The sequence below is a fragment of the Salmonella sp. SAL00672 genome (assembly GCF_046552175.1).
Classification (GTDB): Bacteria; Pseudomonadota; Gammaproteobacteria; order Enterobacterales; family Enterobacteriaceae; genus Salmonella; species Salmonella enterica.
Map to the genome: position 1 here is coordinate 236991 of NZ_JBGDUQ010000003.1, position 24494 is coordinate 261484.

Genomic DNA, 24494 nt, shown 5'->3' on the forward strand with positions numbered 1-24494 from the left:
AACCATAGCCAGGGTGATGAATTGTTTCTTTTTGGTTAATCATGGCGCGCTTACGGGCCACGTCTCAGTATCGTCAACAGACGGGGGAGACGTCGCGTTTGCATCGGAAACACAAACGTTAACTGACAGCGAGGCCCGCTTCTGACAAAATAGCGTCATCCCCTTTGACTTGAAGTAACAGATGGAATCTTCTCTCTGATGGCAGCAAAGATTATTGACGGTAAAACGATTGCGCAGCAGGTGCGATCTGAGGTTGCTCAAAAAGTTCAGGCACGCGTCGCAGCAGGTCTTCGCGCTCCCGGCCTGGCTGTGGTGTTGGTCGGCAGCAATCCGGCCTCACAGATTTATGTCGCAAGCAAACGTAAAGCGTGCGACGAAGTGGGATTCGTCTCCCGCTCCTATGACCTGCCAGAAACCACCAGCGAAGCCGAACTGCTGGCGCTTATCGATACTCTGAATGCAGATAACACGATCGACGGTATTCTGGTGCAGTTGCCTTTACCGGCAGGCATCGACAACGTTAAAGTGCTGGAGCGTATCGCGCCAGATAAAGACGTAGACGGTTTTCATCCTTATAATGTCGGTCGTCTGTGCCAGCGTGCGCCGCGCCTGCGTCCCTGTACGCCCCGCGGTATTGTGACCCTGCTTGAGCGTTACAATATTGATACCTACGGCCTGAATGCGGTGGTCATTGGCGCGTCCAATATCGTTGGACGCCCAATGAGCATGGAGCTGCTGCTGGCTGGCTGTACGACTACCGTTACGCACCGCTTTACCAAAGATCTGCGTCACCATGTCGAGCATGCTGATTTGCTCATTGTCGCCGTAGGTAAACCGGGCTTTATTCCCGGCGAATGGATTAAAGAAGGCGCAATTGTGATTGATGTCGGTATTAACCGTCTGGAAAATGGCAAGGTCGTTGGCGACGTCGTGTTTGACGAAGCCGCGGCGCGCGCGTCATACATCACGCCAGTACCGGGCGGCGTCGGCCCGATGACGGTCGCCACGCTTATCGAAAACACGCTGCAGGCGTGCATTGAATATCACGATCCACAAGGAAAATAACATGGCGACATTCTCTTTAGGCAAGCACCCGCACGTCGAGCTGTGCGATCTGCTCAAGCTGGAAGGCTGGAGCGAAAGCGGCGCGCAGGCGAAAATCGCCATTGCCGACGGGTTGGTGAAGGTTGATGGCGTGGTTGAAACGCGTAAACGCTGCAAAATTGTCGCCGGGCAAACCGTTAGCTTTGAAGGCCAAAGTGTGAACGTCGTGGCCTGATACAAGTGCCGGATAGCGACGCAAAGCGTCTTATCCGGCCTGATTACGCTGTCTTTTCAGATAATCATCCACTTAATCCTCTGCGTTCCAACTGCTAGCATGGCTATTTCCCTGTGAACCATCGCTATGCCTACCGTTATCACCCACGCCGCCGTTCCTCTGTGTCTTGGCGCAGGCTTAGGCCTGAAAGTTATCCCTCCTCGCCTGCTGTTTGCCGGTGTTGTGCTGGCGATGCTCCCCGATGCCGACGTGCTGGCCTTTAAATTTGGCGTCGCCTACGGCAACGTGTTCGGCCATCGTGGATTTACCCATTCTTTACTTTTCGCATTCGTCCTCCCCCTGTTGTGCGTACTCGCGGGACGACGATGGTTTCGAGCGGGGCAGGTGCGCTGCTGGCTGTTTTTAACCGTTTCATTGCTGTCGCACAGCCTGCTGGATTCGATAACCACGGGTGGGAAAGGCGTCGGCTGGCTGTGGCCGTGGTCGGATGAACGTTTCTTTGCGCCCTGGCAGGTGATTAAAGTCGCGCCGTTTGCGCTTTCAAGCTACATCACGCCGTATGGACACCAGGTCATTCTCTCAGAATTGCTGTGGGTGTGGTTGCCGGGAAGTATTTTAGTGTTATTTCTATGGGTACTTAAAACGCATATTAAAAGGAATCAATATGAATAAAATGACATTCGCCGCCGCGGTCATCTGTTTCTCATTTTCCCACGCCAGCTATAGCGAAGAAATGTCTGCCACTGGCTGGTATGCGGCATCGTCTGCGGTTGTCAGCGTGGGCAGTTCCGCACTGGTTAGCGGAATTATACTCTCCCCCGTACTGCTGCCGCTCAACCTGAGCATTGGATCTGTTGTCGAAAATAAAAAGCAAAAAACCGCGCTGTTAACCACTAAGTCCCCCGATAACAAAGACATTAAAATGCAAGTTCCTCTAAATGTCGTCAAAGAAGGCAACCTCAAAGCAGGTGATAAAGTCACTCTGGAAAAAACGCAGGAAGGCACCGGCGCTTATTTGAAAAAAGAGGGCAAGGTCCTTGCCCATATGGTAAATCAGGACGACGCAGGACTTTCCAGCAACCAGACGGTACCGGCCAAATGAAGCGGTTCGCGTTTGCCCTGTGGCTCAGCGCAATCTCGCTCAACGCTTATGCAGACAGTGCTAACTGTCACCAAAAAGCAAACACGCCGGAGAGCATCGCAGCGACAATGGATCAGGCGTTACAACTCAAACAGCAGCTTAACAGTCAACCCGATCCGGTCGTCATTCTGGTTCGCCAGGGGCAAGATATGTCGAGCCGACATTTAACCTGGTCACATGCTGGCTATGCCATGCGCCAGCCAAACGGAGACTGGCGGGTTTACCATAATCTGAATACTTGCGGAACCGCTGAATCAGCGCTCTATATACAAGGTCTGTATGAGTTTCTGGCTGATGACCTGGTGAATCAGAGCATTGCCGTTTTGCGCCCGCGTTCAGATATCGCGACGGCATTACAAACGCTCTTACATAGCGCTATCAAACTCAATCTCTTCCACAGTCCCCGCTATAACCTAATTGCGTGGCCTTTTTCCGGCCCTTATCAGAATTCGAATGGCTGGCTTCTCGAAGTGTTTGCGCGAGCAAACGATGCGCAGATTTGGTCACGTAATGATGCCCGCCGCTGGTTGCAGCTTCAGGGTTATCAACCCTCTATCGTTAGTGCTGGCACTTTTGAACGATTAGGCGCAAAACTGTTCACCCCTAACGTTTTCACCGACGATCAGCCAGCAGAATTGCTGCGAAAAGGAAATGTGGGGCTAAACAGCGGCGACAGCGTCATCCGCTTTATTGCCCATTACAGCCGGGCAATACCCGGGTGTGAACATCAGAATCTGGGGGAGCCGGTGTGTGTTTATCTTTCGCCCGGTGCGAAAAAATAAAAAACAGGCCGTTCTATGCAAATAGAGCGGCCTGTAAAAGCGCTTACTTACGCCGCCAGGTGGTGCCCTGCGGGCCATCTTCCAGAATAATACCCATTTCAGCGAGACGATCGCGCGCCGCGTCCGCCGCCGCCCAGTCTTTCGCTTTACGGGCATCCAGACGCTGTTGAATCAAGGCTTCAATTTCCGCAACTTCACCGTCATCCGCCTGCGCGCCGCTTTGCAGGAAAACATCCGGCTCCTGCTCCAGCAGTCCCAGCACGCCAGAAATCTTCCGCAGATGAGACGCCATCGCATTCGCGGCGGTCATATCCTCGCCCTTCAGACGGTTGACTTCACGCGCCATATCAAACAGGACGGAGTAGGCTTCCGGGGTATTGAAATCGTCATTCATCGCCTCCACGAAACGCGCTTCAAACGCCTCGCCGCCCGCCGGGGCCGCTGATTTATCCGTTCCACGCAATGCGGTGTATAGCCGCTCCAGCGAAGCGCGCGCCTGCTTGAGGTTCTCTTCGCTGTAGTTCAGTTGGCTACGGTAATGCCCGGACATCAGGAAGTAGCGCACGGTTTCCGCATCGTAGTATTTCAGCACGTCGCGCACGGTAAAGAAGTTGCCCAGCGATTTGGACATCTTCTCGCGATCCACCATCACCATACCGGAGTGCATCCAGTAGTTGACGTATTCGCCGTCATGCGCGCAGGTAGACTGGGCAATCTCGTTTTCATGGTGCGGGAACATCAGATCGGAACCGCCGCCGTGAATATCAAAATGGTTGCCCAACTGCTTGCAGTTCATCGCCGAACATTCAATGTGCCAGCCCGGACGCCCTTCGCCCCACGGCGACGGCCAGCTCGGCTCGCCCTCTTTCGACATTTTCCACAGCACGAAGTCCATCGGGTTACGCTTCACGTCAACGACATCCACGCGCGCGCCCGCCTGAAGCTGCTCAAGATCCTGACGGGAAAGCTGCCCATAAGTCGGATCGGTCGGTACATCAAACATCACATCGCCGTTATCCGCCACATAGGCGTGCCCTTTCTCGATTAAGGTGCGGGTGAGCTCGATAATTTCCTGAATATGGTGCGTCGCACGCGGCTCGCTGTCCGGACGCAGAATATTCAGCGCGTCGAAGTCCTGATGCATTTCCGCAATCATTCTGTCGACCAGCGCGACAAAACTTTCGCCGTTTTCATTGGCGCGTTTAATAATTTTATCGTCGATATCGGTAATGTTACGCACATACTTCAGCTTATAACCGAGAAAACGCAAATAGCGCGCGACAACGTCAAAAGCGACAAACGTGCGTCCGTGACCAATGTGGCAGAGATCGTAAACGGTGATACCACACACGTACATGCCGACTTCCCCGGCATGAATGGGTTTGAATTCCTCTTTTTGGCGCGTCAGTGTATTAAAAATTTTTAACATCGAAGATTCCGTATAGACGTGTGTGGGTAATTAGGTGTGTATAATACTCATAATTCAACCTTGAAGCAGCACACTTTGCAAGGTGATCGCAGCTTACGGTTATGCTATAACAAGCCCCTATATGTGCCCCATTGCGGGCTAAAGCACCACTCTCTTGGAACAGGATGCAAAAATGGTTACTTTCCACACTAATCACGGCGATATCGTAATCAAAACCTTTGATGATAAAGCGCCTGAAACAGTTAAAAACTTCCTGGACTACTGCCGCGAAGGTTTTTACAACAACACCATTTTCCACCGTGTGATTAACGGTTTTATGATTCAGGGCGGCGGCTTTGAGCCGGGCATGAAACAGAAAGCCACCAAAGAGGCTATCAAAAACGAAGCCAACAATGGTCTGAAAAATACCCGTGGTACGCTGGCAATGGCGCGTACTCAGGCGCCACACTCGGCTACCGCGCAATTCTTCATCAACGTGGCAGACAACGACTTCCTGAACTTCTCCGGCGAAAGTTTGCAGGGCTGGGGCTACTGCGTCTTTGCGGAAGTCGTAGAAGGTATGGACGTGGTAGATAAAATCAAAGGCGTCGCCACTGGCCGTAGTGGTATGCACCAGGACGTACCAAAAGAAGACGTCATCATTGAAAACGTGACCGTCAGCGAGTAATCGTGGCGACACTGTTTATTGCAGACTTGCATCTGCAAACGGAAGAACCGGCGATCGTCGCCGGTTTTCTGCGTTTTTTAGCCGTAGAAGCCCGTCAGGCCGACGCGCTGTATATTCTTGGCGATCTCTTCGAGGCCTGGATTGGCGACGACGACCCCAACCCGCTACATCGTGAAATGGCCGTTGCCATTAAATCGCTGGTTGATTCCGGCGTCCCCTGCTTCTTTATTCACGGTAACCGTGATTTCCTGATTGGCAAGCGATTTGCCCGCGAAAGCGGCATGATTCTACTGCCGCAGGAAAAAGTGCTCGACCTGTATGGCCGCAATGTGTTGATTATGCACGGCGATACGCTCTGTACCGATGATGCCGGATATCAGGCGTTTCGCGCCAAAGTCCATAATCCGTGGGTTCAACGACTGTTCCTTACCCTGCCGCTGTTTATCCGCCGCCGTATCGCCGCCAGAATGCGCGCCGGCAGTAAAGCCGCCAACAGCAGCAAATCGCTGGATATTATGGACGTCAATGCGCAGACCGTCGTCGCCGAAATGGAAAAACACCGCGTACAGTGGCTGGTTCACGGTCACACCCACCGCCCGGCAGTGCATGAACTTTCCGTCAACGACCAGCCCGCGTTCCGCGTGGTGTTAGGCGCATGGCATCATGAAGGTTCAATGGTAAAAGTCACGCCGGATAACGTGGAGTTAATCGCCTTCCCCCTGTAAATGTTCGTCGAATCGTCCGTTACGGCGTACACGCAACCGTTTTCCTTGCCTGATTATCATGCTATTCTCTGACACCTCAAAAGCAGCGTGTCCCGCACCACAGGAGTTTTAAGACGCATGTCTTCCCGCAATAATCCGGCGCGTGTCGCCATCGTGATGGGGTCCAAAAGCGACTGGGCTACCATGCAATTCGCCGCCGAAATTTTTGAAATTCTGGATGTCCCGCACCATGTAGAAGTGGTTTCCGCCCATCGCACCCCCGATAAACTGTTCAGTTTCGCCGAAACGGCGGAAGAGAACGGATATCAAGTGATTATTGCCGGGGCGGGCGGCGCGGCACACCTGCCGGGAATGATTGCGGCAAAAACGCTGGTCCCGGTACTCGGCGTGCCGGTACAAAGCGCTGCGCTAAGCGGCGTGGATAGCCTCTACTCCATCGTGCAGATGCCGCGCGGCATTCCGGTGGGTACGCTGGCGATCGGTAAAGCCGGTGCCGCTAACGCCGCCCTGCTCGCCGCGCAGATTCTGGCGCAACACGACGCGGAACTGCATCAGCGCATTGCCGACTGGCGCAAAGCGCAAACCGATGAAGTTCTGGAAAATCCCGATCCGCGGGGGACGCTATGAAGCAAGTTTGCGTTCTCGGCAACGGGCAACTGGGCCGAATGCTGCGCCAGGCGGGCGAACCGCTGGGTATCGCCGTCTGGCCGGTTGGTCTGGATGCAGAGCCTACCGCCGTGCCGGTACAGCAGAGCGTCATTACCGCAGAGATTGAGCGCTGGCCGGAAACCGCGCTTACCCGCGAGCTGGCGCGCCACCCGGCCTTCGTCAATCGCGATGTATTTCCGATCATCGCCGACCGTCTGACACAAAAACAGCTTTTCGATAAACTGGGACTCGCGACCGCGCCGTGGCAGCTGCTGACCAGCGCCGACGAGTGGTCCGGCATCTTTGACCGCCTGGGCGAACTGGCGATTATTAAGCGTCGCGTTGGCGGCTACGACGGTCGCGGGCAGTGGCGTCTACGCGCGGACGAAACCGGGCAACTGCCGGATGACTGCTATGGCGAATGTATTGTTGAGCGCGGTATCCATTTTTCCGGCGAAGTGTCGTTAGTCGGCGCGCGCGCTCATGACGGCAGTACCGTGTTTTACCCGCTAACGCACAATTTGCATCAGGACGGCATCTTGCGGACCAGCGTCGCGTTCCCACAGGCGAACGCCGAACAGCAGGAGCAGGCGGAATCGATGCTGTCAGCAATTATGCAGGCGCTGAACTACGTCGGCGTAATGGCGATGGAATGTTTTATCACGTCGGAAGGCCTGTTAATCAATGAACTGGCGCCGCGCGTGCATAACAGCGGACACTGGACGCAAAATGGCGCCAGCATCAGTCAGTTTGAATTGCATTTGCGCGCGATTACCGGCCTGCCGTTGCCCGCGCCGGTGATTAACGCCCCGTCGGTGATGATCAACCTGATCGGCAGCGAGCTGAATTACGACTGGCTGAAGCTGCCGCTGGTACATCTGCACTGGTATGATAAAGCGGTACGTCCGGGGCGAAAAGTCGGCCATCTGAATCTGACCGACAGCGATACGTCACGTCTTAGCGCCACCCTGGAAGCGCTCTCTCCGCTCCTGCCAGGCGAATACGCCAGCGGCATTATCTGGGCGCAAAGTAAGCTTAAATAAACAGCGTGGGCGGCGCATTCTCTGTCGCCGCCCGTCGCGATCACAGACAGATGCAGGTTCCCGCTCTGCCCGCCAGGGTATCGTCAATACGCGACAATGCGCCAATCCATGCCGGCTTTCCGCACCGCTTCACATACCCGCTTACCGCGGTCACCTTCGGCCCCATCGCGCCATCGGCTTTGGCAAACGGCGCCAGCTCATCGGGCGAAGCCTGACGAATAGCGCGCTGCTGCGGCGTCCCCCAATGTTCATACACCGCATCCGCATCCGTCAAAATGATCAGACCATCGGCCGCTATCTGCTCCGCCAGCAATGCCGCCGCCAGGTCTTTATCTATCACCGCCTCGACCCCTTCGCCCTCGCCGGCAACAGGTACCCCGCCACCGCCGCTGCAAATCACCACATGGCCCTCTTTTAGCAATAACTCAATAGCGGCGCTTTCGATAATCTGACGCGGTGCCGGGGAAGCAACGACACGGCGCAGATATTTTCCATCACGTTTCATATGCCAGCCATAAGTCGCTTCCAGCGACATTTGCTCTTCTGGCGAATAAACGGGACCAATAAACTTTTCCGGTTCAAGAAAAGCAGGATCGTCCGCCGATACCTTTATCCGCGTTAATACTGTAGTCACCGGCGGCATATCGGGTTCAAGCGCCAGACGCTGCGCCAGCATATAGCCGATCATGCCCTGACTCTCCGCTACCAGCACATCCAGCGGATAAGGCTCAACGGCTTTCCAGGCAAGGTTCTGTAAAGCCAACAGGCCGACCTGAGGGCCGTTGCCATGTACTATCGCCAGCCGATACGAGCGGGCAAGTCGCGCCAGCGCGGGCACCGCGTCAGCAATATTGCGATATTGATTCTCTGCCGTTAGCGCTTCTCCGCGCTGCAATAATGCGTTGCCGCCAAGAGCAACTACCAACGTTTTCATTCCCTATCCTTTTACTATTTGTTGTCCAAGCCAGAACCCCAGCAGCGTATCCGCGCCAGAGGTGTGCCCCAGCGCCAGCAGTCCGTCAATCGCCGTTTCTGTGCGAACATCTCGTCGCAGCGCATGAATAAAGTGGAGTAAAGGCGACGCGAAATAACCCATAGCCGCATAGCGTAAATAGCTAACGCTCACGAGCGTCGTCGCCCGATCAAGGCTGCCGGATTGGGCAAAAAAATTACGCCCGGCGCGTTCATCTATGGCGCCAAAATACCAGGCCGCCAGCAACATTCCTGTCAGCGTGTCGTCATGACTGGGCGTTAAGCCCGGCCCTTTACCCAGCCATAGCCGCCAGTCAGTCGCAGCACCTGCAAGCGCCGACTGAAAGCAGTGACAAAACTGGCGAAGTTCCGGACATAGAGGCTGAGCTGCGGCGACGGTTAACGGCCCAAACAGTCCCGTCTCCTCACTACGCTGCATGTACGTCGCGTTAAGACGCGGCGACGCAAGATAGCGTGGAACCCGCAGCGAACAGCGCCTCTCCGGCTCGCATAAAAGAAACTCGCCAATCTGAATACCGGCAGCGGTTGACTGCGGTTTTTCGCCATCGGTGAGCACATCGCGCAATGCGTCAAAATCGCCGCCGCGCAGTATCCACCCTCCCGGACTGAAGCCGCTCCCCCGACGGTGAAGCGTTAATAACTCACCGCTTTTCGCCACAAAATTAATAGAGCGACGCCATACCCCTGACATCTGCCAGGGTTGCCGATAATCCGCCGATTGTCGGCTTGCCATAAGAGGATGGATACGTTTCATGAGACGCTCTCTTAACTTACGCCCATGCTTTCCGCCAGCGCTTCCAGCGCCTGCTCGAAACAGGCCAGCGGCGCACGGACGGTTCCCGCGCCAATCTGGCCAATCCCCGCCTCTTTATGCGCGATACCCGTGTTAATCAGCGGCGTAATTCCGGTCTCGACCACGCGGCGGATATCCAGTCCCAGACAGGCCCCCTGAAAATCCCAGCCGGGGATTTGTAGCTGCATGTTGCGTTCGAGATAAATTTCAGCCATCTCTTCAGAAACAGATTTCGCCGCTTCCATTCCCCCGGCACCGACAAAACGCGTTACGCCAGGCGCGGCAATCATCGCAGCGCCGCCAATACCAAACGTTTCAGTAATGGCGCTGTCGCCCATGTCCGGGTTGGCCTGATCCTGCGAAAAACCGGTAAAAAATAGCCCCTGTGGCGTATTAACAGGCGCGGTGAACCAACGGTCGCCCAGACCGCTAACCCGAATGCCAAACATATCGCCATTGCGGGTCATCGCCGTCACAATACTGCCGGCGCGAATCTGCGCGCCCGCGTCCATGGCGGCTTTACAGTAGGCCATCGCCAGATTAAGGAAGAATTGATCGGTGACGCTCAGAAAATCCATCACTTCCGCTATCTGCTGCTTATCGTGTTCCAGACGGACGATATGCGGCGCCAACGTGCGCATCAGCAATGCGGAAGAGGCGATATTGCGCTGGTGGAATTCATCTCCCATCGTAATGCCCTGCGCCATCATTGCGGTCAGGTCGAGCCCCCGCTCCAGACGTCCCAGCGCCGCGCTTAATACCGGCATCAGCACATCGCGCATCCAGCGCAAACGTTGCTGAACATCCTCGCCATAGGCGCCGAAACGCATCACTTTGCCGATCCCTTCGTTGAGATTGCAGTACGCGCGATTGCCGTCGGTGATATTTTCCACGACCAGCATCGGCATACTGGCTGACGTAATACCGCCCATCGGCCCCACGGCGTTAACGTGATGGCAGGGAATAAAGTTGACCTTTCCCTGCTCTAACAGCGCGAGCGCGCTCATTTCATCTTTGGCCCATCCTTCAAACAGGCATGCGCCGATACAGGCGCCTTTCATCGGGCCGGTCATCTCTTGCCAGCGCATCGGCGGGCCGGCATGAAGAAGCGTTTTCCCTTGATTGAGCACGCTAATTAATGAAGAAGCTGGCTTCACATCCAGCCAGTGCGGACGTGCGCGACGAATTTGTTCGATGACTGCAGCGTTGGCTTGCGCCACTGATGTAAACATGGGAACCCCTTATTGCAAACGTTCTAACAGACGAGCCAGTTTTTTATTACCGCCAGCGACAGGCGCCCACTGGTAGTGCACCACGGGCATACCGGCAGCCTGTAAATCCAGCGCGAAGCTACGTAACCCGGCATTAATCACCGCCACCGCTTCCAGTAACCGGGGGGCTGATGGATGAGTAGAAGAGAGAGTGGGTCGAATCAGTTCCGCGGCCAACAGAGTGGCTTCGGGAAGGGAATCCACTACCGTGATGCCGGCATCTTCGAGCGCGGCGATTTGTTGCGAGCGGCACTGAGGATCGCGTTCCGTTCCGGTGACGGTTGCGATGGCGAACAGCGGCTGATCGCTGGCGCGTGCGTCGCATGCCTTCTGCCAGGCCTGAATCAGCGATGCGGCGGGATCGGCGGTCGCGCCAAAACCAATAACGACGTCCACTAATAACACGCGTACCTGCGGCTGCGCGCCAAGCCCGGCGATAAGCTGATTACGTAACGCCGGGTCGATCATCGGATGTGGTCGCCCAACGGTATAAAAGTCATCGCCCAGATCGATAATCTGGTGGCCGTCAGCGTCAAGCATCATGCCATGGTGATGTTCCGTATCCGTCGCGACGCCCAGATAGCCGGCCAGCAGTCCCGCCGCTTCCGCCGCCAGCGTTCCGCCGGTATAGAGACCACGAATCACGCCGCCTGTTGAAACCATTTCTTTACGCTGCGACGTCACGCGAGACAATAAACATGCCAGCCGGGCGGCTTCATCCAGCGTCGAGGCAAACCAGACGTTTTCCTCACGCGCAACGGGGGAGGAAAACCCTAAGAACAGCGCTACAACGGGTTTGCCGGTGGCTTTCATCGCCGCGATAATATGCTGACGAACCGCATCGGCAGGCGGTTTGGAGACAAAGGCCAGCACCTGGCTCTTTTCATCCGCGCTGAGTATGTCCAGTGCCGTTAGCGCGCTGATCCCGCCGACCTCGGCGCTCAAATCGCGTCCGCCAAGCCCGATGGCATGGGTAATCCCTTCCCCCGCCAGCGCAATCTGTGAACAGAGCTCCTGAATACCGGTGCCGGAAGCGCCAATCACCCCGATGTTGCCCTCTGGCATGACGTTAGCGAAAGCCAGCGGCGTATTGGCGATCATAGCGGTGCCGCAATCCGGCCCCATGACCAGCAGTCCTTTATCACGCGCCCGGCGTTTTAGTCTGATTTCATCGTCCAGCGTGACATTATCGGAGAAGATCATCACGTTCAACGAACGATCCAGCGCCTGCTCTGCCAGTTCCGCCGCATATTCGCCGGCCACCGATACCAGCGCCAGATTCGCCTCTGGCAGTTTCTGACAGGCGCTTTCCCAGCGTCTGACCTGGATTAACGACTGGCTGCCGCTGCTTCCCTGCGCCAACTGCTGCAATGCTTCTTCGAGCTGTTGCACAATCACCTGCGTAATGCCGTCATCTACCGCTTCGGTACGAATCGCCACGCAAATGTCATTGGGCGTAGCGCCATGAAAATCGTCATGCCAGAAACCGGTAGTTTCCAGCAGCGACTTATTCGCAGGCGTTCCCATCATTACCGATACATCATCAACATTTTCGGACTCACTCAGCTTTCGAGAAATAATCATTAAGCTGACAGAGTCCTGAAAACACCCTTTTTTAATAAAGGCGTGGATCATAACAACTCCTTAATAATTGCACCCATTGCAATTGCACGAGCAGTGTTAATGTGCGCTTCACGGTATATATCCGGGAGGGTAAATAGAGTGATTAACGTCACATCAAATTTATTAACAAAAGAATTCAAACAACGGCTAAAGGATTAGTTATGATTTTCTAAAAAAGCTTTTTATTTAAGCAAAAAGATAAAACCCGCCTGATTATCAAATAAATTCTAATTATATTTTTTTGCCTGTCTGGATCACATAATCATTTTATTTTCCCGGTATGTTAATCGCAGTCATGCTTCACACCGTCGTTAAAAAGGAAGACAGATGAAAATCAGTCGGGAAACACTCCATCAGCTTATCGAAAATAAGCTTTATAAAGCCGGACTAAAACGTGAGCACGCCGCCATCGTCGCCGACGTACTGGTTTATGCAGATGCCAGAGGTATTCACTCACATGGCGCCGTACGCGTTGAATATTATGCCGAACGAATTTCAAAAGGCGGCACCAACCGGGAGCCGACGTTCCGCATTGAGAATACCGGTCCCTGTACGGCGATACTGCATGCCGATAATGCTGCCGGACAGGTCGCAGCCAAAATGGGAATGGAGCATGCTATTGAAATAGCCAAAAAAAATGGCGTCGCGGTTGTCGGCATTAGCAGAATGGGCCATAGCGGCGCCATCTCTTATTTCGTCCGCCAGGCTGCTCGCGAAGGCCTGATTGGTCTGTCTATCTGTCAGTCCGATCCTATGGTCGTACCGTTTGGCGGGGCGGATATTTACTATGGCACTAATCCGCTGGCCTTTGCCGCGCCGGGCGAAGGCGATGACATCATTACCTTTGATATGGCCACCACCGTGCAGGCCTGGGGAAAAGTCCTCGATGCACGGTCCCGCAATGAGTCCATTCCGGAGAGTTGGGCCGTTGATAAAAATGGCGCGCCGACACATGATCCTTTTGCCGTCAATGCGTTATTACCCGCCGCAGGCCCGAAAGGTTACGGCCTGATGATGATGATCGATATTCTGTCCGGTATTCTGCTGGGGCTGCCGTTTGGCCGCCAGGTCAGTTCGATGTATGAAGATTTACACGCCGGACGCAATTTAGGACAACTTCATCTGGTCATTAATCCGGCGTTCTTCTCTTCCTGTGAATTATTCCGCAAACATATTAGTCAGACCATGCAGGAACTCAATTCCGTGAAGCCCGCCCCCGGTTTTAAACAGGTTTATTATCCTGGACAGGATCAGGATATTAAACAGAAAAATGCCGATATGAATGGTATCGATATTGTTGATGATATTTATCAATATCTGATTTCCGATGCCCTCTATCTCAAGTCATACGAAACAAAAAATCCCTTTGCCCAATAATTATTGAAACAGGAATTTTCTATGATAAAGCATTTTCGCCACGCGATAGAAGAAACATTGCCCTGGCTCTCTTCCATTGGAGCCGATCCAACGGGTGGAATGACGCGTTTACTTTATTCGCCTGAGTGGCTGGAAACACAGCAGCAGTTTAAAAAGCGAATGGCAGAAAGCGGTCTGGAAACACGCTTTGATGACGTCGGAAATTTATATGGCCGCCTTTGCGGCACACAATTTCCGGAGCAGGTGATTTTAAGCGGTTCGCATATTGATACGGTCGTCAACGGCGGCAATCTGGACGGGCAATTTGGCGCGCTTGCCGCCTGGCTGGCGCTCGACTGGCTAAAAGCGAACTACGGCGCGCCGCTGCGCACCGTCGAGGTAGTATCAATGGCTGAGGAAGAAGGCAGCCGTTTCCCTTACGTTTTTTGGGCAGCAAGAACATTTTTGGCCTGGCGAATCCTGAAGAGGTACGCCATATCCAGGACGCCAAAGGCACAGGCTTTGTCGACGCTATGCAGGCGTGCGGATTTACCCTTCCCGCCGCGCCGCTCGCCGCGCGAACCGATATCCGCGCCTTTGTTGAATTGCATATTGAGCAAGGCTGTGTTCTGGAGAGCAACGGACAGTCGATTGGCGTCGTCAACGCCATCGTCGGGCAACGTCGCTACACGGTGACGCTCAACGGCGAGTCCAACCATGCAGGCACAACGCCAATGGGCTATCGTCGCGATACGGTGCATGCCTTCAGTCGTATTTGCAGTCAGTCCATTGAAAAAGCCAAACAGCATGGCGATCCCCTGGTATTAACGTTCGGCAAAGTTGAGCCGCAGCCGAATACGGTCAATGTTGTCCCTGGAAAAACCACATTTACAATCGATTGCCGGCATACGGACGCCGCGGTACTTCGCGAATTTACCGAACAGTTGGAAAACGATATGCGCGCCATCTGCGATGAAATGGATATCAGCATCGATATCGATTTGTGGATGGACGAAGCGCCGGTGCCGATGAACGCCGAACTGGTCGCAGCCCTCACCAGGCTGTGTGAAACCGAACAACTGAACTATCGCATAATGCATAGCGGCGCAGGTCATGACGCGCAAATTTTCGCGCCGCGCGTCCCTACCTGTATGATTTTCGTCCCCAGCATTAATGGTATCAGCCATAACCCGGCGGAACGTACCAACATTAATGACCTTGCTGAAGGGGTCAAAACTCTGGCATTAATGCTGCATCAACTTGCCTGGCAAAAATAAGGAGCCATCAATGGGATATCTGAATAACGTCACGGGTTACCGCGATGATTTACTGGCGAACCGCGCCATTGTGAAACACGGTAACTATGCGCTCTTAACGCCGGACGGTCTGGTGAAAAATATTATTCCCGGCTTTGAAAACTGTGACGTCACAATCCTTTCGACGCCGAAGCTGGGTGCTTCTTTCGTCGATTATCTGGTCACCTTACATCAGAATGGCGGCAACCAGCAGGGCTTTGGCGGCGAGGGGATTGAAACTTTTCTCTATGTCATTACGGGAAATATTGAAGCTAAAGCAGAAGGAAAAACATTCTCTTTAACCCAGGGCGGATACCTCTATTGTCCACCGGGCGAGATGATGACCTTTAGCAACGCTCAAACGGAAGACAGCCAGCTATTTTTATATAAACGCCGCTATACTCCTGTCGAGGGGCATGCCCCGTGGTTGGTTTCCGGCAATGCCAGCCAGCTGGAGCGTATTCATTATGAAGGCATGGAAGATGTTATTCTGCTGGATTTCCTGCCTAAAGAGCTGGGCTTCGATATGAATATGCATATTCTGTCGTTCGAACCGGGCGCCAGCCACGGCTATATTGAAACCCACGTCCAGGAACATGGCGCTTATATCCTTTCCGGCCAGGGAGTTTATAACCTCGACAACAACTGGGTGCCGGTGAAAAAAGGCGACTACATCTTCATGGGCGCTTATTCCCTGCAGGCCGGATACGGTGTAGGTCGTGGCGAAGCATTCAGCTACATCTACTCCAAAGACTGTAACCGCGACGTTATGATTTAACGGCGGGCAGCCCTCCTGATTATTTTTTATTTAGCTATGTTGGATTTTGCCACGGTGAGAACCGTGGCTTTTTTTATGCTTAACGAGTCCCGATGTCCTGGCCAAGTTTGATGACGCGGGCAATATTACAGGCGCTGTGGTAGAGATTTTGTTCACCGTTCGCCAGAACTTCCGGCAAAGGCGCCAGCCGCGGCAAAATACTGAATACCGCATCAATACCGTGGCGATGGACCACTTCCACGCCATCGCCCAGTACGCCGGCAATGCCGATAACCGGGACGTGATGCCGTTTCGCCACTGACGCGACGCCTATCGGCGCTTTTCCTCCCGCCGTTTGCGAGTCGATTCGCCCTTCTCCGGTAATCACCAGCGAGGCCTCTTTTACCGCCTCCTCCAGCTTCACCGCCTGCATAACAATCTCAATACCGGGCTTCATTTCCGCTTCCAGAAAGACGATAGCGGCAATCCCCATTCCTCCGGCCGCTCCACCGCCCGGTATTTGAGACATGTCGCGTCCGGTCAGGGCATGTAAGACACGGGCATAATTACGCAATCCATTTTCCAGCGTCTCGACCATTTCAGGCGTCGCCCCTTTCTGCGGACCAAATACCGCCGCCGCGCCGCGTGGCCCCACCAACGGGTTATCAACATCACAGGCGACCTCAATACGACACTCTGAAATTCGCGGATCGCACCCCTGCAGGTCAATGCTCGCCAGGCGCGATAAATTGCCCCCTCCGGCGCCAAGCGGCGCTCCCTGCGCGTCCAGAAAACGCACACCGAGCGCCTGCGCTACTCCCATTCCGCCATCCACCGTGGCGCTGCCGCCGATACCCAGAATAATATGGCGAATCCCCGCGTCCAGGGCGTGACGAATCAATTCGCCGGTGCCGAAACTGGATGCCAGCAGCGGATTACGCGCCTCGGGCGCCACCAGCATCAATCCGCTCGCCGCCGCCATTTCAATAATCGCCGTTTTGCCGTCGCCGGTCAGGCCATAAAATCCGTTTACTTTTTCCCCCATCGGCCCGCTAACGTCCACAGAAACCCGTTTCCCGCCGGTCGCAGCCACCATCGCGTCCACGGTTCCTTCTCCGCCATCGGCGATCGGTAAACAAACATAGCGCGCATCAGGAAATACGGTTGAAAATCCCGCTTTAATAGCCTGACAGCATTTATCAGCGCTTAAGCTCTCTTTAAATGAATCTGGCGCAATTACAATCTTCATCATGTCTCCTTGTTTTCTCACGTTATTTAATGCGTTCCCACGGAATAAGATTTTCCATAAGCACTGCCAGTAAGATTCCCACCAGTAATCCGTTACTAAGCAGAGGACGAATCATCAGTGGAAGATCCTGTAAATAGACCGGAGGAAGCCCCATCAAAAAAATGCCGACAAAAAGCGGTAATGCCAGGCGATAAATATTCCGCGCGGTAAACGTAATTTGCTGGCTAAAAACCAAACCGGAATAAAGTAAAGGTAAATAAGAGACCAGCATAACGGCGCTGCTGATCGCCAGTGGAATAGCGCAAAATAAGCGGGTTAACGGCGTTATAATGGCAACCAGCAGACACAGCGCGCTACCGCAGATAAAGGATTTGCGAGAACTATCGCCGGTTTGCGTTAATAAACCAATGGAAGACACAAAAGGCGAAAAAGGCACGACCGCGAAAGGCACCGTCACTAACGTCATCAGTCCGGAAATCATAAAGCTTCGGCGATAACGAGAACTGCCCGACCCTTGATGCGGATAAAAGATATCGGTACCGCGGATGGCGCCGTAAGTGTTGCTGATGTTGACTAACCCCGTCATCACCGCCGTCACAATAATACCCGGCATCAGCGTGCCGTGGCTGCCCAGCGGAAACCATCGCCAGCTTAATTCACCTGGCGGTAAGTGTGACGAAGGAAAGCATAACCGCCATAGCCCCCACCCGACCACGGTCCCTACCAGTAACGCGTAACGGGAGATACGCTGCTGCAGGAAAATAATCATCGCGAGGATAAAACACATTACCGCGACCGCCAGCCCAAAGGGGGCCAATTTGATTCTGGCGCTGGTATCGGCAATGCCAAAAGGCAGCCCCAGCATGCCTTTAAAAAATATTGAGGTCAGCTGCGCGCCCAAAAGCAGCATGAAAAAAACCATTACCGCCGGCGTAAACAGGCGAGCCAGACGGTGTCCTAACCCGCTAATGCCGATAAATATCGTCACCATTGCGGAGATCGCGATCCCGACCGACAGGCTGGAGGCGATATCGTTCAGCGGCGTGCCGCGAGACGCCTCGCCAAGCGTAATCGTAAGAATAGCGCCCCACCACAGCCCTGTCGGCCCTTCCATAATGGCCCGGCGATGGCCGCAAAATGCCTGAACCAGGCAGGCCAACGCGGTGGTCAAAAAAGCGTATTGTGTGAGCATTAACAGGTTATCAGCGGGAAGATGAAAAGCGGACAGCAAGGTAGGGGGAACCACAACCGTGTTACAGAAAATAAAGAAAAACCACTGAAAGCCGGACAACACACTTTCGCGGTTAATAACAGGGAACATATCCACACCTTAAAATAGAGAATGCCCGTCGTGACGACGGGCATTAAATCACACCGGATTACTGCTGATGTTTAAGGATAAACTGACCTTTTGGCGGCACAGGGAAGCCATGCTCGATGTCATAAATAACATCGCCGCGCAAAATCGTTTTGGTAATACGCGCGCCAATAGTACGGCCAACATACGGACTGACTTTATGGCGATATTCCAGATCTTCATTTTTCAGAACATAGCTGCTGTCAGGCTGAATAAAGACCAGGTCAGCATCTTTGCCGGGGGCAATACGTCCTTTATGTTTCAGACCAAAAATATCGGCGGCGTTGGTCGCCATTAATTTGCCAAACATCGGCAACGACATACCGCGTTTTTGCACCGCTTCATCAAACATGACGTCCATGCAGTTTTGCAGTCCGGCAATTCCGCCCCATGCTTGCATGATATTGCCTGCTTTCATTTCCGGAGGGCATGGAGAGTGGTCGGATACCAGGCAGTCGATTTCGCCGTTAAACAGTTTTTCCCACATCCCTTTCTGGTTTTCCTGGTCGCGAATTGGCGGAGAACATTTTGCCAGGGTGCCAATCTCTTCGAACTGATCGGTATCGAGGACAAAATAGTGCGGGCACGATTCACAGGTGACATCCTGACCTTCCTGACGCGCGCGCGTTACTTCCTCTACCCCCTCCGGGCTGCTGATATGGCAAACGTGCAGACGGCAACCTGCCGCTTTCGCCAGATACAGCACGCGACGAATGGCTTCCACTTCAGTAAATACCGGACGTGAGGCGACATAATCATGCGCCGTTACGCGTCCTTCGCGTTTAGCTTCCTCGCCCAGCTCATCGCAAATCAGAGCATTTTCGCAATGTACCAGTACCGTCTGGTCCATTTCCCCCAGTTTTTGCGCGCCTTTGTAAAACTGCCAGTCATTAACGTCGCGAAAATCATTATCGATGCCACGATCGCCGCAGGTGGCGACAAAGCACTTGAAGCCGACAACGCCCACTTCGTCCAGCTCATGCAGCCGATCCAGGTTATAAGAAACCAAACCGCCCAACTGCGCGGCGTCGATGGTCAATTTACCTTTTGCCGCGTCAAACTTGAGTTCAATCGTCTCACGATCGACCGTCGCCGGCAGCTGATTGAGCGGCATCTCAATCATCGTGGTAATACCGCCTTTCGCCGCCGCGCGGGTACCGGTTTCATAGCCTTCCCAGTGGGTACGGCCCGGTTCAGAAATGTGGGTATGCGCGTCAACCATGCCCGGCGAAACGATCAATCCCGTCGCATCCAGCACATTTTTCGCTTCCCCCAGGTTCTCGCCAATCGCGGCGATTTTTCCGCCCTGGACGGCGATATCGATAACTCTCGCTTCGTTTTCTAAGATGACAGTACCGTTCTTAATAATTAAATCAAAAGACATAACAAACTCCTTGTATGGATACAGATAGTTTTTAAATAGCGCACGCTTCATTAAATACGCTTAATGCTTTTTCAATATTTAACCTGCGAGTTTTTTCTCTCCTGTATTTTCAAAACCCGTGCGTTTCTTCAATAGCGCATAAGCAACGAACGCAACTATTACGCCTACAAACCAGGACACGCGGGATAAAGGCTCCAAAAATGGTATAAACTTGCCGCCTAATGACAGAATAACTGCGACCAGGGTGACTGAAAATGCAGTCAGGTTAAATCCATTATCATAATATTTGTAATCACCGCTGGCGGTGTACAGCTCATCAAGATTAATTTTTCCACGCATTACCACAAAATAATGAGCTAACATTACGCCGATTACCGGGCCAAGCATACCGCCGATAATATCGAGGAACAGATAAATACTGTCCTGATTCTCCATTAATTTCCATGGGCAAATCAGTAGACTGATAATACTGGCAATCATTACGCCATTTTTATAGTTAAGCTTTGTCGGGGCAAGCGCCGCAATTTGATACCCCGCAGGTATAATATTACCGGTGGCGTTGGTTGAAATTGTCGTCATCAGAATCACCAACACCGCAAAGAATGAAGCAAACAGGCTGTCCCAGCGCTGCACAATATCCAGCACGTTCCAGGTATCCATACCATAATGAATACTGGCTCCGGCAATAATGCACACGCTGGCTACGGCGAATAATATATACGCTACGATAAGCCCCAGCGTTTGTCCCAATGCCTGAGCGCGAAATGAATGCGCGTTTTGCGTGAAATCGGACGCGCTCACCGCTGGCGCAGCCCAGACGGCGACTACGGCGTTAATCACCACCAGGAACAGAAAGCCGCTGTGCTCTGCTTTTTGCACGCCTGAAGGCAGATAGTCCAGAATCGGGCCAATGCCAACCAGCGATATTGCCCAAATAGCCATGCCGCCAAAGACAATGTAAATACATGGATTGAGGATAGCGGTAAATTTATTTAATACTTTACCACCGCCAAAACCGATGCCAACGTTAATAATCCAAAAAATTAGAAAAGTAATTAGTCCTGGCAGTGAAAGACCCAGCAGCTTGAAATCTCCGCCTAATGTCAGAAATCCTGGCCAGATCTTCCCAATCAAAATAAGAAATGCCAGCGATCCCGCGTAACACTGTAAGCCGAACCACATAATTGCCGCGATTCCCCCTCGCAATAATCCAGGGAATAGCGCGCCGCGGACGCCGTAAGAACCTCGCAATATCATAGCAAAAGGAACGCCATATTTGCTGCCTGCCGCGCCATTCATTACCATCGCCGCCGCAATAAATAATGCGCTGATAATAATGGCCAACATGATATTAAATGTTGATAGCCCCAGTATAAAAAAACCGCCGACCATAACGTAATTTGGCACGTTATGTACAGATCCCATCCATAAGGTGAAATAGTTAAATGCCTTCCAGTTTCGTTGGGTTTCTGTTTTAGGTAATAAGTCTTCGCTATAACCGCGCTGCTGGTATAGCTCTCTTTGATGTTCCATAAATCCCTCTTTTCACGCATCGGATAACGTTGTTATGGGTTTAGCTATGAGGAACAAATAAATATAAAATAAAGAATTAGTAGATATAATTATTTTTAAGCTGAAGCAATACGTTGCGTTGCTTTCTTTTTATATAAAGTGACGACAGCAAAGATCAGCGTTCCGGTGACCACTAAACATGCTGAAATCACAAAACTGATCTCTTTCGACCCCGTTACATCCGAAATAAATCCGGTCAACGTTGGGGCGACAACCGCCGAGCTCATGCCAAAGAAATTAAAAAGGCTGAAAGCTCTTCCCAGACTTTTTGCCGAAGCCTGTTCAGATACAAAGGAGATCAGGATCGGGTCTACCGCCATTTTCCCCAGCAAGCCGTATAGCGTCAGGCTGACCATCAGCATCGTGGTATTCGGGGACAAAACCGTAAACGCCAACATTGCTGCCGCCCCAATTTCCAGACCGAGAATAACCTTAACTTTACTGTTACGAAATTTATCTGACAGATGGCTAAAAAATAACGCCCCCGGTACGCCAACTACCGCCACCAGCGCTGATGCCAGCCCGATAGCTCCGCCATCAAATCCTCTTTCAGTCTGTAGATAAGAGGGCAGCCAGGTCACTATCAAATAATAACCGTAGCAGGTACAGAAATAGAGGAAGTAAACGCTACACAATAAACCAGAGAATAAAGGCGCGCGTTTCTCATCTTCCGTAACGGTTTGGGTTTGCTTTTCCGCTTGCGCAGAGTCGCTTTTGGCTTTACCACGAATGACCAGCGTAAAAACGCACAGCATGATTACTAATATCGCGGCCACGATATACAGTACATTCTGCCAGGCCATGCTCATGTTTTTTACTAATACGCTGGAACCGATTAAGCCAATCCCCATCCCTATAGCCGACCCGCTGTTGATAATCGCATTGGCTAATGCCCGACGGGCCTGCGGCACGTTTGCCGAAGAGAGTGAATAAGCCGAGCTAAAGAAAGAAGCGCATCCTCCGCCTGCCATTAGCGACCCTGTATAGATCATGGCCAGGCCATTGGCTTTCGCGATACAGAGTGTACCAATAATAAAAAGCGTAAATCCGGCCATCAGCATGATTTTTTGACCGAATTTATCGACCAATATTCCGCAAGGGATTTGCATACTGCAGTAAGCAAAAAAGTAAAAACTTGCAATGGCGCCTATTTCTGCATTACTTACATTGTCTAAAGATGCCTGAATTTCTGGATAAATTGGCGTAAGCACGGTGCGATAGATCCAAATCGCTACCCAGCCCAGACTCATTACGACAACAATTTGCTTCCAGTAATCAATCCCGGATTTTTTAGTTTCACTCATGTTCTTCACCTTTACAGAGTGTTCCTTGTGAACAGGTATCGCTGCAGCCGCAGCGATACACATAATTAGGACAATTTATGATTGGCCATTAATTCCAGCGCCTGTACCATTGCCGAATGATCAAGCTGGCTCCCGCCATTTGCCGCACAGGTATTGAATAATTCCTGGCAGGTCGCCGTATTCGGTAAATTCAGCGCCAGCGCTTTTGCGCTTTGCAATGCAAGATTAAGGTCTTTCTGATGAAGCGCGATTTTGAAACCAGGCTCGAACGTCCGGTTGATCATCCGCTCGCCGTGAACTTCCAGAATGCGTGAAGAGGCGAACCCGCCCATTAACGCCTGGCGCACGCGTACCGGATCGGCACCTGCTTTTGAAGCAAACACTAAGGCTTCAGAAACCGCTTCAATATTCAGCGCAACAATAATTTGGTTAGCCACCTTACAGGTTTGCCCATCCCCATTGCCGCCCACCAGGGTGATATTTTTTCCCAGGATGTCAAAGAGCGGTTTAACGCGGTCAAAGACTTTCTGCTCGCCGCCGACCATAATCGACAGAGTGCCTTCACGCGCCCCGATTTCGCCCCCGGAAACCGGGGCATCCAGGTAATCAGCGCCCATTTCATTAACGCGCTGGGCAAAACGTTTGGTTTCGATAGGAGAAATAGAACTCATATCGACGATGGTTTTTCCCTGAAGCGATGTTTTAGCGCAACCGTGTTCGCCAAATAACACGTCTTCAACCTGCGGCGTATCCGGCACCATTATGAAGATGATGTCTGCAAATTCAGTTACCTGACGTGCAGTCTCAACATTTACCGCCCCCAGCGAGAGCAGTTCGTCCGCGACCGGACCAATAGTCGTAACGTGTAATTGATGACCGGCGCGTGCCAAATTGATAGCCATTGGCGAGCCCATAATTCCCAGGCCAATAAATCCCAGTTTCATATACAACCTCTTTTATTGCTTTCGGTGTTTCCAGATTCAGGCAACACAATCCCCTTCCAACACAGTGGAAAAAAAAGCGCTGCCCGAATTATTCTGCGTTTTAACGGTACTGATTAATCCACGATAATCCCGCTTCCGTGGTAGTCAGTGGTTTATATTCACAGCCAACCCAGCCATCATAACCAGACTGTTTAATGACATTAAAAATAAAGTCATAATTGATTTCCCCAGTCCCCGGCTCGCCGCGACGCGGGTTATCAGCAATCTGTAAATGGCCTATTTTATCGGCCCATGCCGTCATGGTTTGCGTTAATTCCCCTTCCATGCGTTGCATGTGATAAATATCATACTGAATTTTGATATTATCGCTGCCGATATCTTTAATTAATGCTAACGCCTGTTGAGTTCCGGTGAGATGGAACCCCGGCATATCAAAGTGATTAATAGGTTCGATAAGTAATAAAATGTCTTCTTTCGCCAGCATATTTGCCGCATAGCGCAGGTTTTCGACCAACGTGTCGTGGATCTCCGTTGCGGAGAATCCTGACGGCGTTTTACCCACCAGACAATTTATTTTCTTATTGCCTAACGCACGTGCATAGCGGATTGCGGCCGCTACACCATCGCGAAACTCTTCTTCGCGCCCAGGAATACAGGCAATTCCACGTTCGCCAGCCGCCCAGTCGCCAGCCGGTAAATTATGTAACGTATGTTCCAGATTATTATCCCTGAGTTTACGTTTTAACACTTCGATGTCGTTATCGTAGGGAAACATGAATTCCACGCCGCGAAATCCCGACAACGCCGCTTTATCAAAGCGTTCCAGGAAATCATATTCCGTAAACAGCATAGAAAGATTGGCAGAGAAACGTAACATCGATT

Annotated in this window: 23 protein-coding genes and 1 pseudogene; 12 read left to right on the forward strand and 12 right to left on the reverse strand. The window is 52.5% G+C overall.

Annotated features, from left to right (window positions below):
• Positions 1–198 precede the first annotated feature (198 nt).
• The 5 genes from folD to ACLJTG_RS11080 all read left to right on the forward strand — a co-directional run bounded on the left by folD (position 199) and on the right by ACLJTG_RS11080 (position 3202).
• On the forward strand, positions 199–1065 hold the full coding sequence (gene folD / locus ACLJTG_RS11060; protein WP_000729165.1) for a bifunctional methylenetetrahydrofolate dehydrogenase/methenyltetrahydrofolate cyclohydrolase FolD: 867 nt from the start codon (positions 199–201) through the stop codon (positions 1063–1065).
• 1 nt (position 1066) lies between these two features.
• Positions 1067–1279 (forward strand): ribosome-associated protein YbcJ, encoded by a 213-nt coding sequence (ybcJ, locus tag ACLJTG_RS11065; RefSeq protein WP_000190281.1) that lies wholly within the window; start codon positions 1067–1069, stop codon positions 1277–1279.
• Between the two features lie 126 nt (positions 1280–1405).
• Positions 1406–1951 carry a metal-dependent hydrolase gene (locus ACLJTG_RS11070; protein WP_001143571.1) on the forward strand — a complete coding sequence of 182 codons (546 nt, stop codon included), beginning with the start codon at positions 1406–1408 and terminating at the stop codon, positions 1949–1951.
• Positions 1944–2381, forward strand: a complete 438-nt coding sequence (locus tag ACLJTG_RS11075; RefSeq protein WP_001038574.1) for an STM0539 family protein — start codon at positions 1944–1946, stop codon at positions 2379–2381. Before ACLJTG_RS11070 ends, ACLJTG_RS11075 begins: the two co-directional genes overlap by 8 nt.
• Complete coding sequence (locus tag ACLJTG_RS11080) at positions 2378–3202, forward strand: DUF2145 domain-containing protein (protein WP_023193462.1); 825 nt, start codon at positions 2378–2380, stop codon at positions 3200–3202. Before ACLJTG_RS11075 ends, ACLJTG_RS11080 begins: the two co-directional genes overlap by 4 nt.
• Positions 3203–3245: 43 nt before the next feature.
• Here the strand turns inward: ACLJTG_RS11080 and cysS are convergent, their stop codons facing one another.
• Complete coding sequence (cysS, locus tag ACLJTG_RS11085; RefSeq protein WP_000912376.1) at positions 3246–4631, reverse strand: cysteine--tRNA ligase; 1386 nt, start codon at positions 4629–4631, stop codon at positions 3246–3248.
• 172 nt (positions 4632–4803) lie between these two features.
• Between cysS and ppiB the strand changes: the two genes are divergently transcribed.
• The 4 genes from ppiB to purK all read left to right on the forward strand — a co-directional run bounded on the left by ppiB (position 4804) and on the right by purK (position 7714).
• Positions 4804–5298, forward strand: a complete 495-nt coding sequence (gene ppiB, locus ACLJTG_RS11090) for a peptidylprolyl isomerase B (RefSeq protein ID WP_000255991.1) — start codon at positions 4804–4806, stop codon at positions 5296–5298.
• 2 nt (positions 5299–5300) lie between these two features.
• Positions 5301–6023, forward strand: coding sequence for a UDP-2,3-diacylglucosamine diphosphatase (gene lpxH, locus ACLJTG_RS11095; RefSeq protein WP_000212287.1), 723 nt, complete (start codon positions 5301–5303; stop codon positions 6021–6023).
• 117 nt (positions 6024–6140) lie between these two features.
• Positions 6141–6650 (forward strand): 5-(carboxyamino)imidazole ribonucleotide mutase, encoded by a 510-nt coding sequence (gene purE, locus ACLJTG_RS11100; protein WP_000098736.1) that lies wholly within the window; start codon positions 6141–6143, stop codon positions 6648–6650.
• Positions 6647–7714 (forward strand): 5-(carboxyamino)imidazole ribonucleotide synthase, encoded by a 1068-nt coding sequence (gene purK / locus ACLJTG_RS11105; protein WP_023227359.1) that lies wholly within the window; start codon positions 6647–6649, stop codon positions 7712–7714. Before purE ends, purK begins: the two co-directional genes overlap by 4 nt.
• A gap of 40 nt (positions 7715–7754) precedes the next feature.
• On the opposite strand, the gene ACLJTG_RS11110 is transcribed toward purK, so the two are convergent.
• From ACLJTG_RS11110 to ACLJTG_RS11125, 4 genes are read right to left on the reverse strand one after another with little or no spacing between them, the layout of a single operon-like run.
• Positions 7755–8648: a carbamate kinase gene (locus ACLJTG_RS11110; RefSeq protein ID WP_021000026.1), complete on the reverse strand. Its 894-nt coding sequence runs from the start codon at positions 8646–8648 to the stop codon at positions 7755–7757.
• A gap of 3 nt (positions 8649–8651) precedes the next feature.
• Positions 8652–9461, reverse strand: a complete 810-nt coding sequence (locus ACLJTG_RS11115; protein WP_000821192.1) for a DUF2877 domain-containing protein — start codon at positions 9459–9461, stop codon at positions 8652–8654.
• A gap of 11 nt (positions 9462–9472) precedes the next feature.
• The gene (locus tag ACLJTG_RS11120) at positions 9473–10732 is read right to left on the reverse strand and encodes a DUF1116 domain-containing protein (protein WP_000495333.1); all 1260 of its coding nucleotides are present in this window, start codon (positions 10730–10732) and stop codon (positions 9473–9475) included.
• Positions 10733–10741: 9 nt separating this feature from the next.
• Positions 10742–12406: an acyl-CoA synthetase FdrA gene (locus ACLJTG_RS11125; RefSeq protein WP_021000025.1), complete on the reverse strand. Its 1665-nt coding sequence runs from the start codon at positions 12404–12406 to the stop codon at positions 10742–10744.
• Between the two features lie 315 nt (positions 12407–12721).
• On the opposite strand from ACLJTG_RS11125, the gene allD reads away from it, so the two are divergent.
• The 3 genes and pseudogenes from allD to allE all read left to right on the forward strand — a co-directional run bounded on the left by allD (position 12722) and on the right by allE (position 15823).
• Positions 12722–13771, forward strand: a complete 1050-nt coding sequence (allD, locus tag ACLJTG_RS11130) for an ureidoglycolate dehydrogenase AllD (RefSeq protein WP_000703936.1) — start codon at positions 12722–12724, stop codon at positions 13769–13771.
• 21 nt (positions 13772–13792) lie between these two features.
• Positions 13793–15027 (forward strand): annotated as a pseudogene (allC, locus tag ACLJTG_RS11135) (allantoate deiminase).
• 10 nt (positions 15028–15037) lie between these two features.
• Positions 15038–15823: a (S)-ureidoglycine aminohydrolase gene (gene allE, locus ACLJTG_RS11140; RefSeq protein WP_000540985.1), complete on the forward strand. Its 786-nt coding sequence runs from the start codon at positions 15038–15040 to the stop codon at positions 15821–15823.
• A 79-nt stretch (positions 15824–15902) separates the two neighbouring features.
• On the opposite strand, the gene glxK is transcribed toward allE, so the two are convergent.
• The 7 genes from glxK to gip all read right to left on the reverse strand — a co-directional run bounded on the left by glxK (position 15903) and on the right by gip (position 24489).
• Positions 15903–17051, reverse strand: a complete 1149-nt coding sequence (gene glxK, locus ACLJTG_RS11145) for a glycerate 3-kinase (RefSeq protein ID WP_000706326.1) — start codon at positions 17049–17051, stop codon at positions 15903–15905.
• Positions 17052–17073: 22 nt separating this feature from the next.
• On the reverse strand, positions 17074–18372 hold the full coding sequence (locus tag ACLJTG_RS11150) for a uracil/xanthine transporter (protein WP_000484506.1): 1299 nt from the start codon (positions 18370–18372) through the stop codon (positions 17074–17076).
• 58 nt (positions 18373–18430) lie between these two features.
• Complete coding sequence (gene allB, locus ACLJTG_RS11155) at positions 18431–19792, reverse strand: allantoinase AllB (RefSeq protein ID WP_000006865.1); 1362 nt, start codon at positions 19790–19792, stop codon at positions 18431–18433.
• 78 nt (positions 19793–19870) lie between these two features.
• Positions 19871–21325: an allantoin transporter gene (locus ACLJTG_RS11160; RefSeq protein WP_000401059.1), complete on the reverse strand. Its 1455-nt coding sequence runs from the start codon at positions 21323–21325 to the stop codon at positions 19871–19873.
• Between the two features lie 95 nt (positions 21326–21420).
• A complete protein-coding gene (locus ACLJTG_RS11165) occupies positions 21421–22668 on the reverse strand; it encodes an MFS transporter (RefSeq protein ID WP_410958977.1) in 1248 nt (415 codons plus the stop codon).
• Between the two features lie 65 nt (positions 22669–22733).
• Positions 22734–23612: a 2-hydroxy-3-oxopropionate reductase gene (glxR, locus tag ACLJTG_RS11170; protein WP_000765810.1), complete on the reverse strand. Its 879-nt coding sequence runs from the start codon at positions 23610–23612 to the stop codon at positions 22734–22736.
• A 100-nt stretch (positions 23613–23712) separates the two neighbouring features.
• The gene (gip, locus tag ACLJTG_RS11175) at positions 23713–24489 is read right to left on the reverse strand and encodes a hydroxypyruvate isomerase Gip (RefSeq protein ID WP_000943591.1); all 777 of its coding nucleotides are present in this window, start codon (positions 24487–24489) and stop codon (positions 23713–23715) included.
• Positions 24490–24494: the final 5 nt, after the last annotated feature.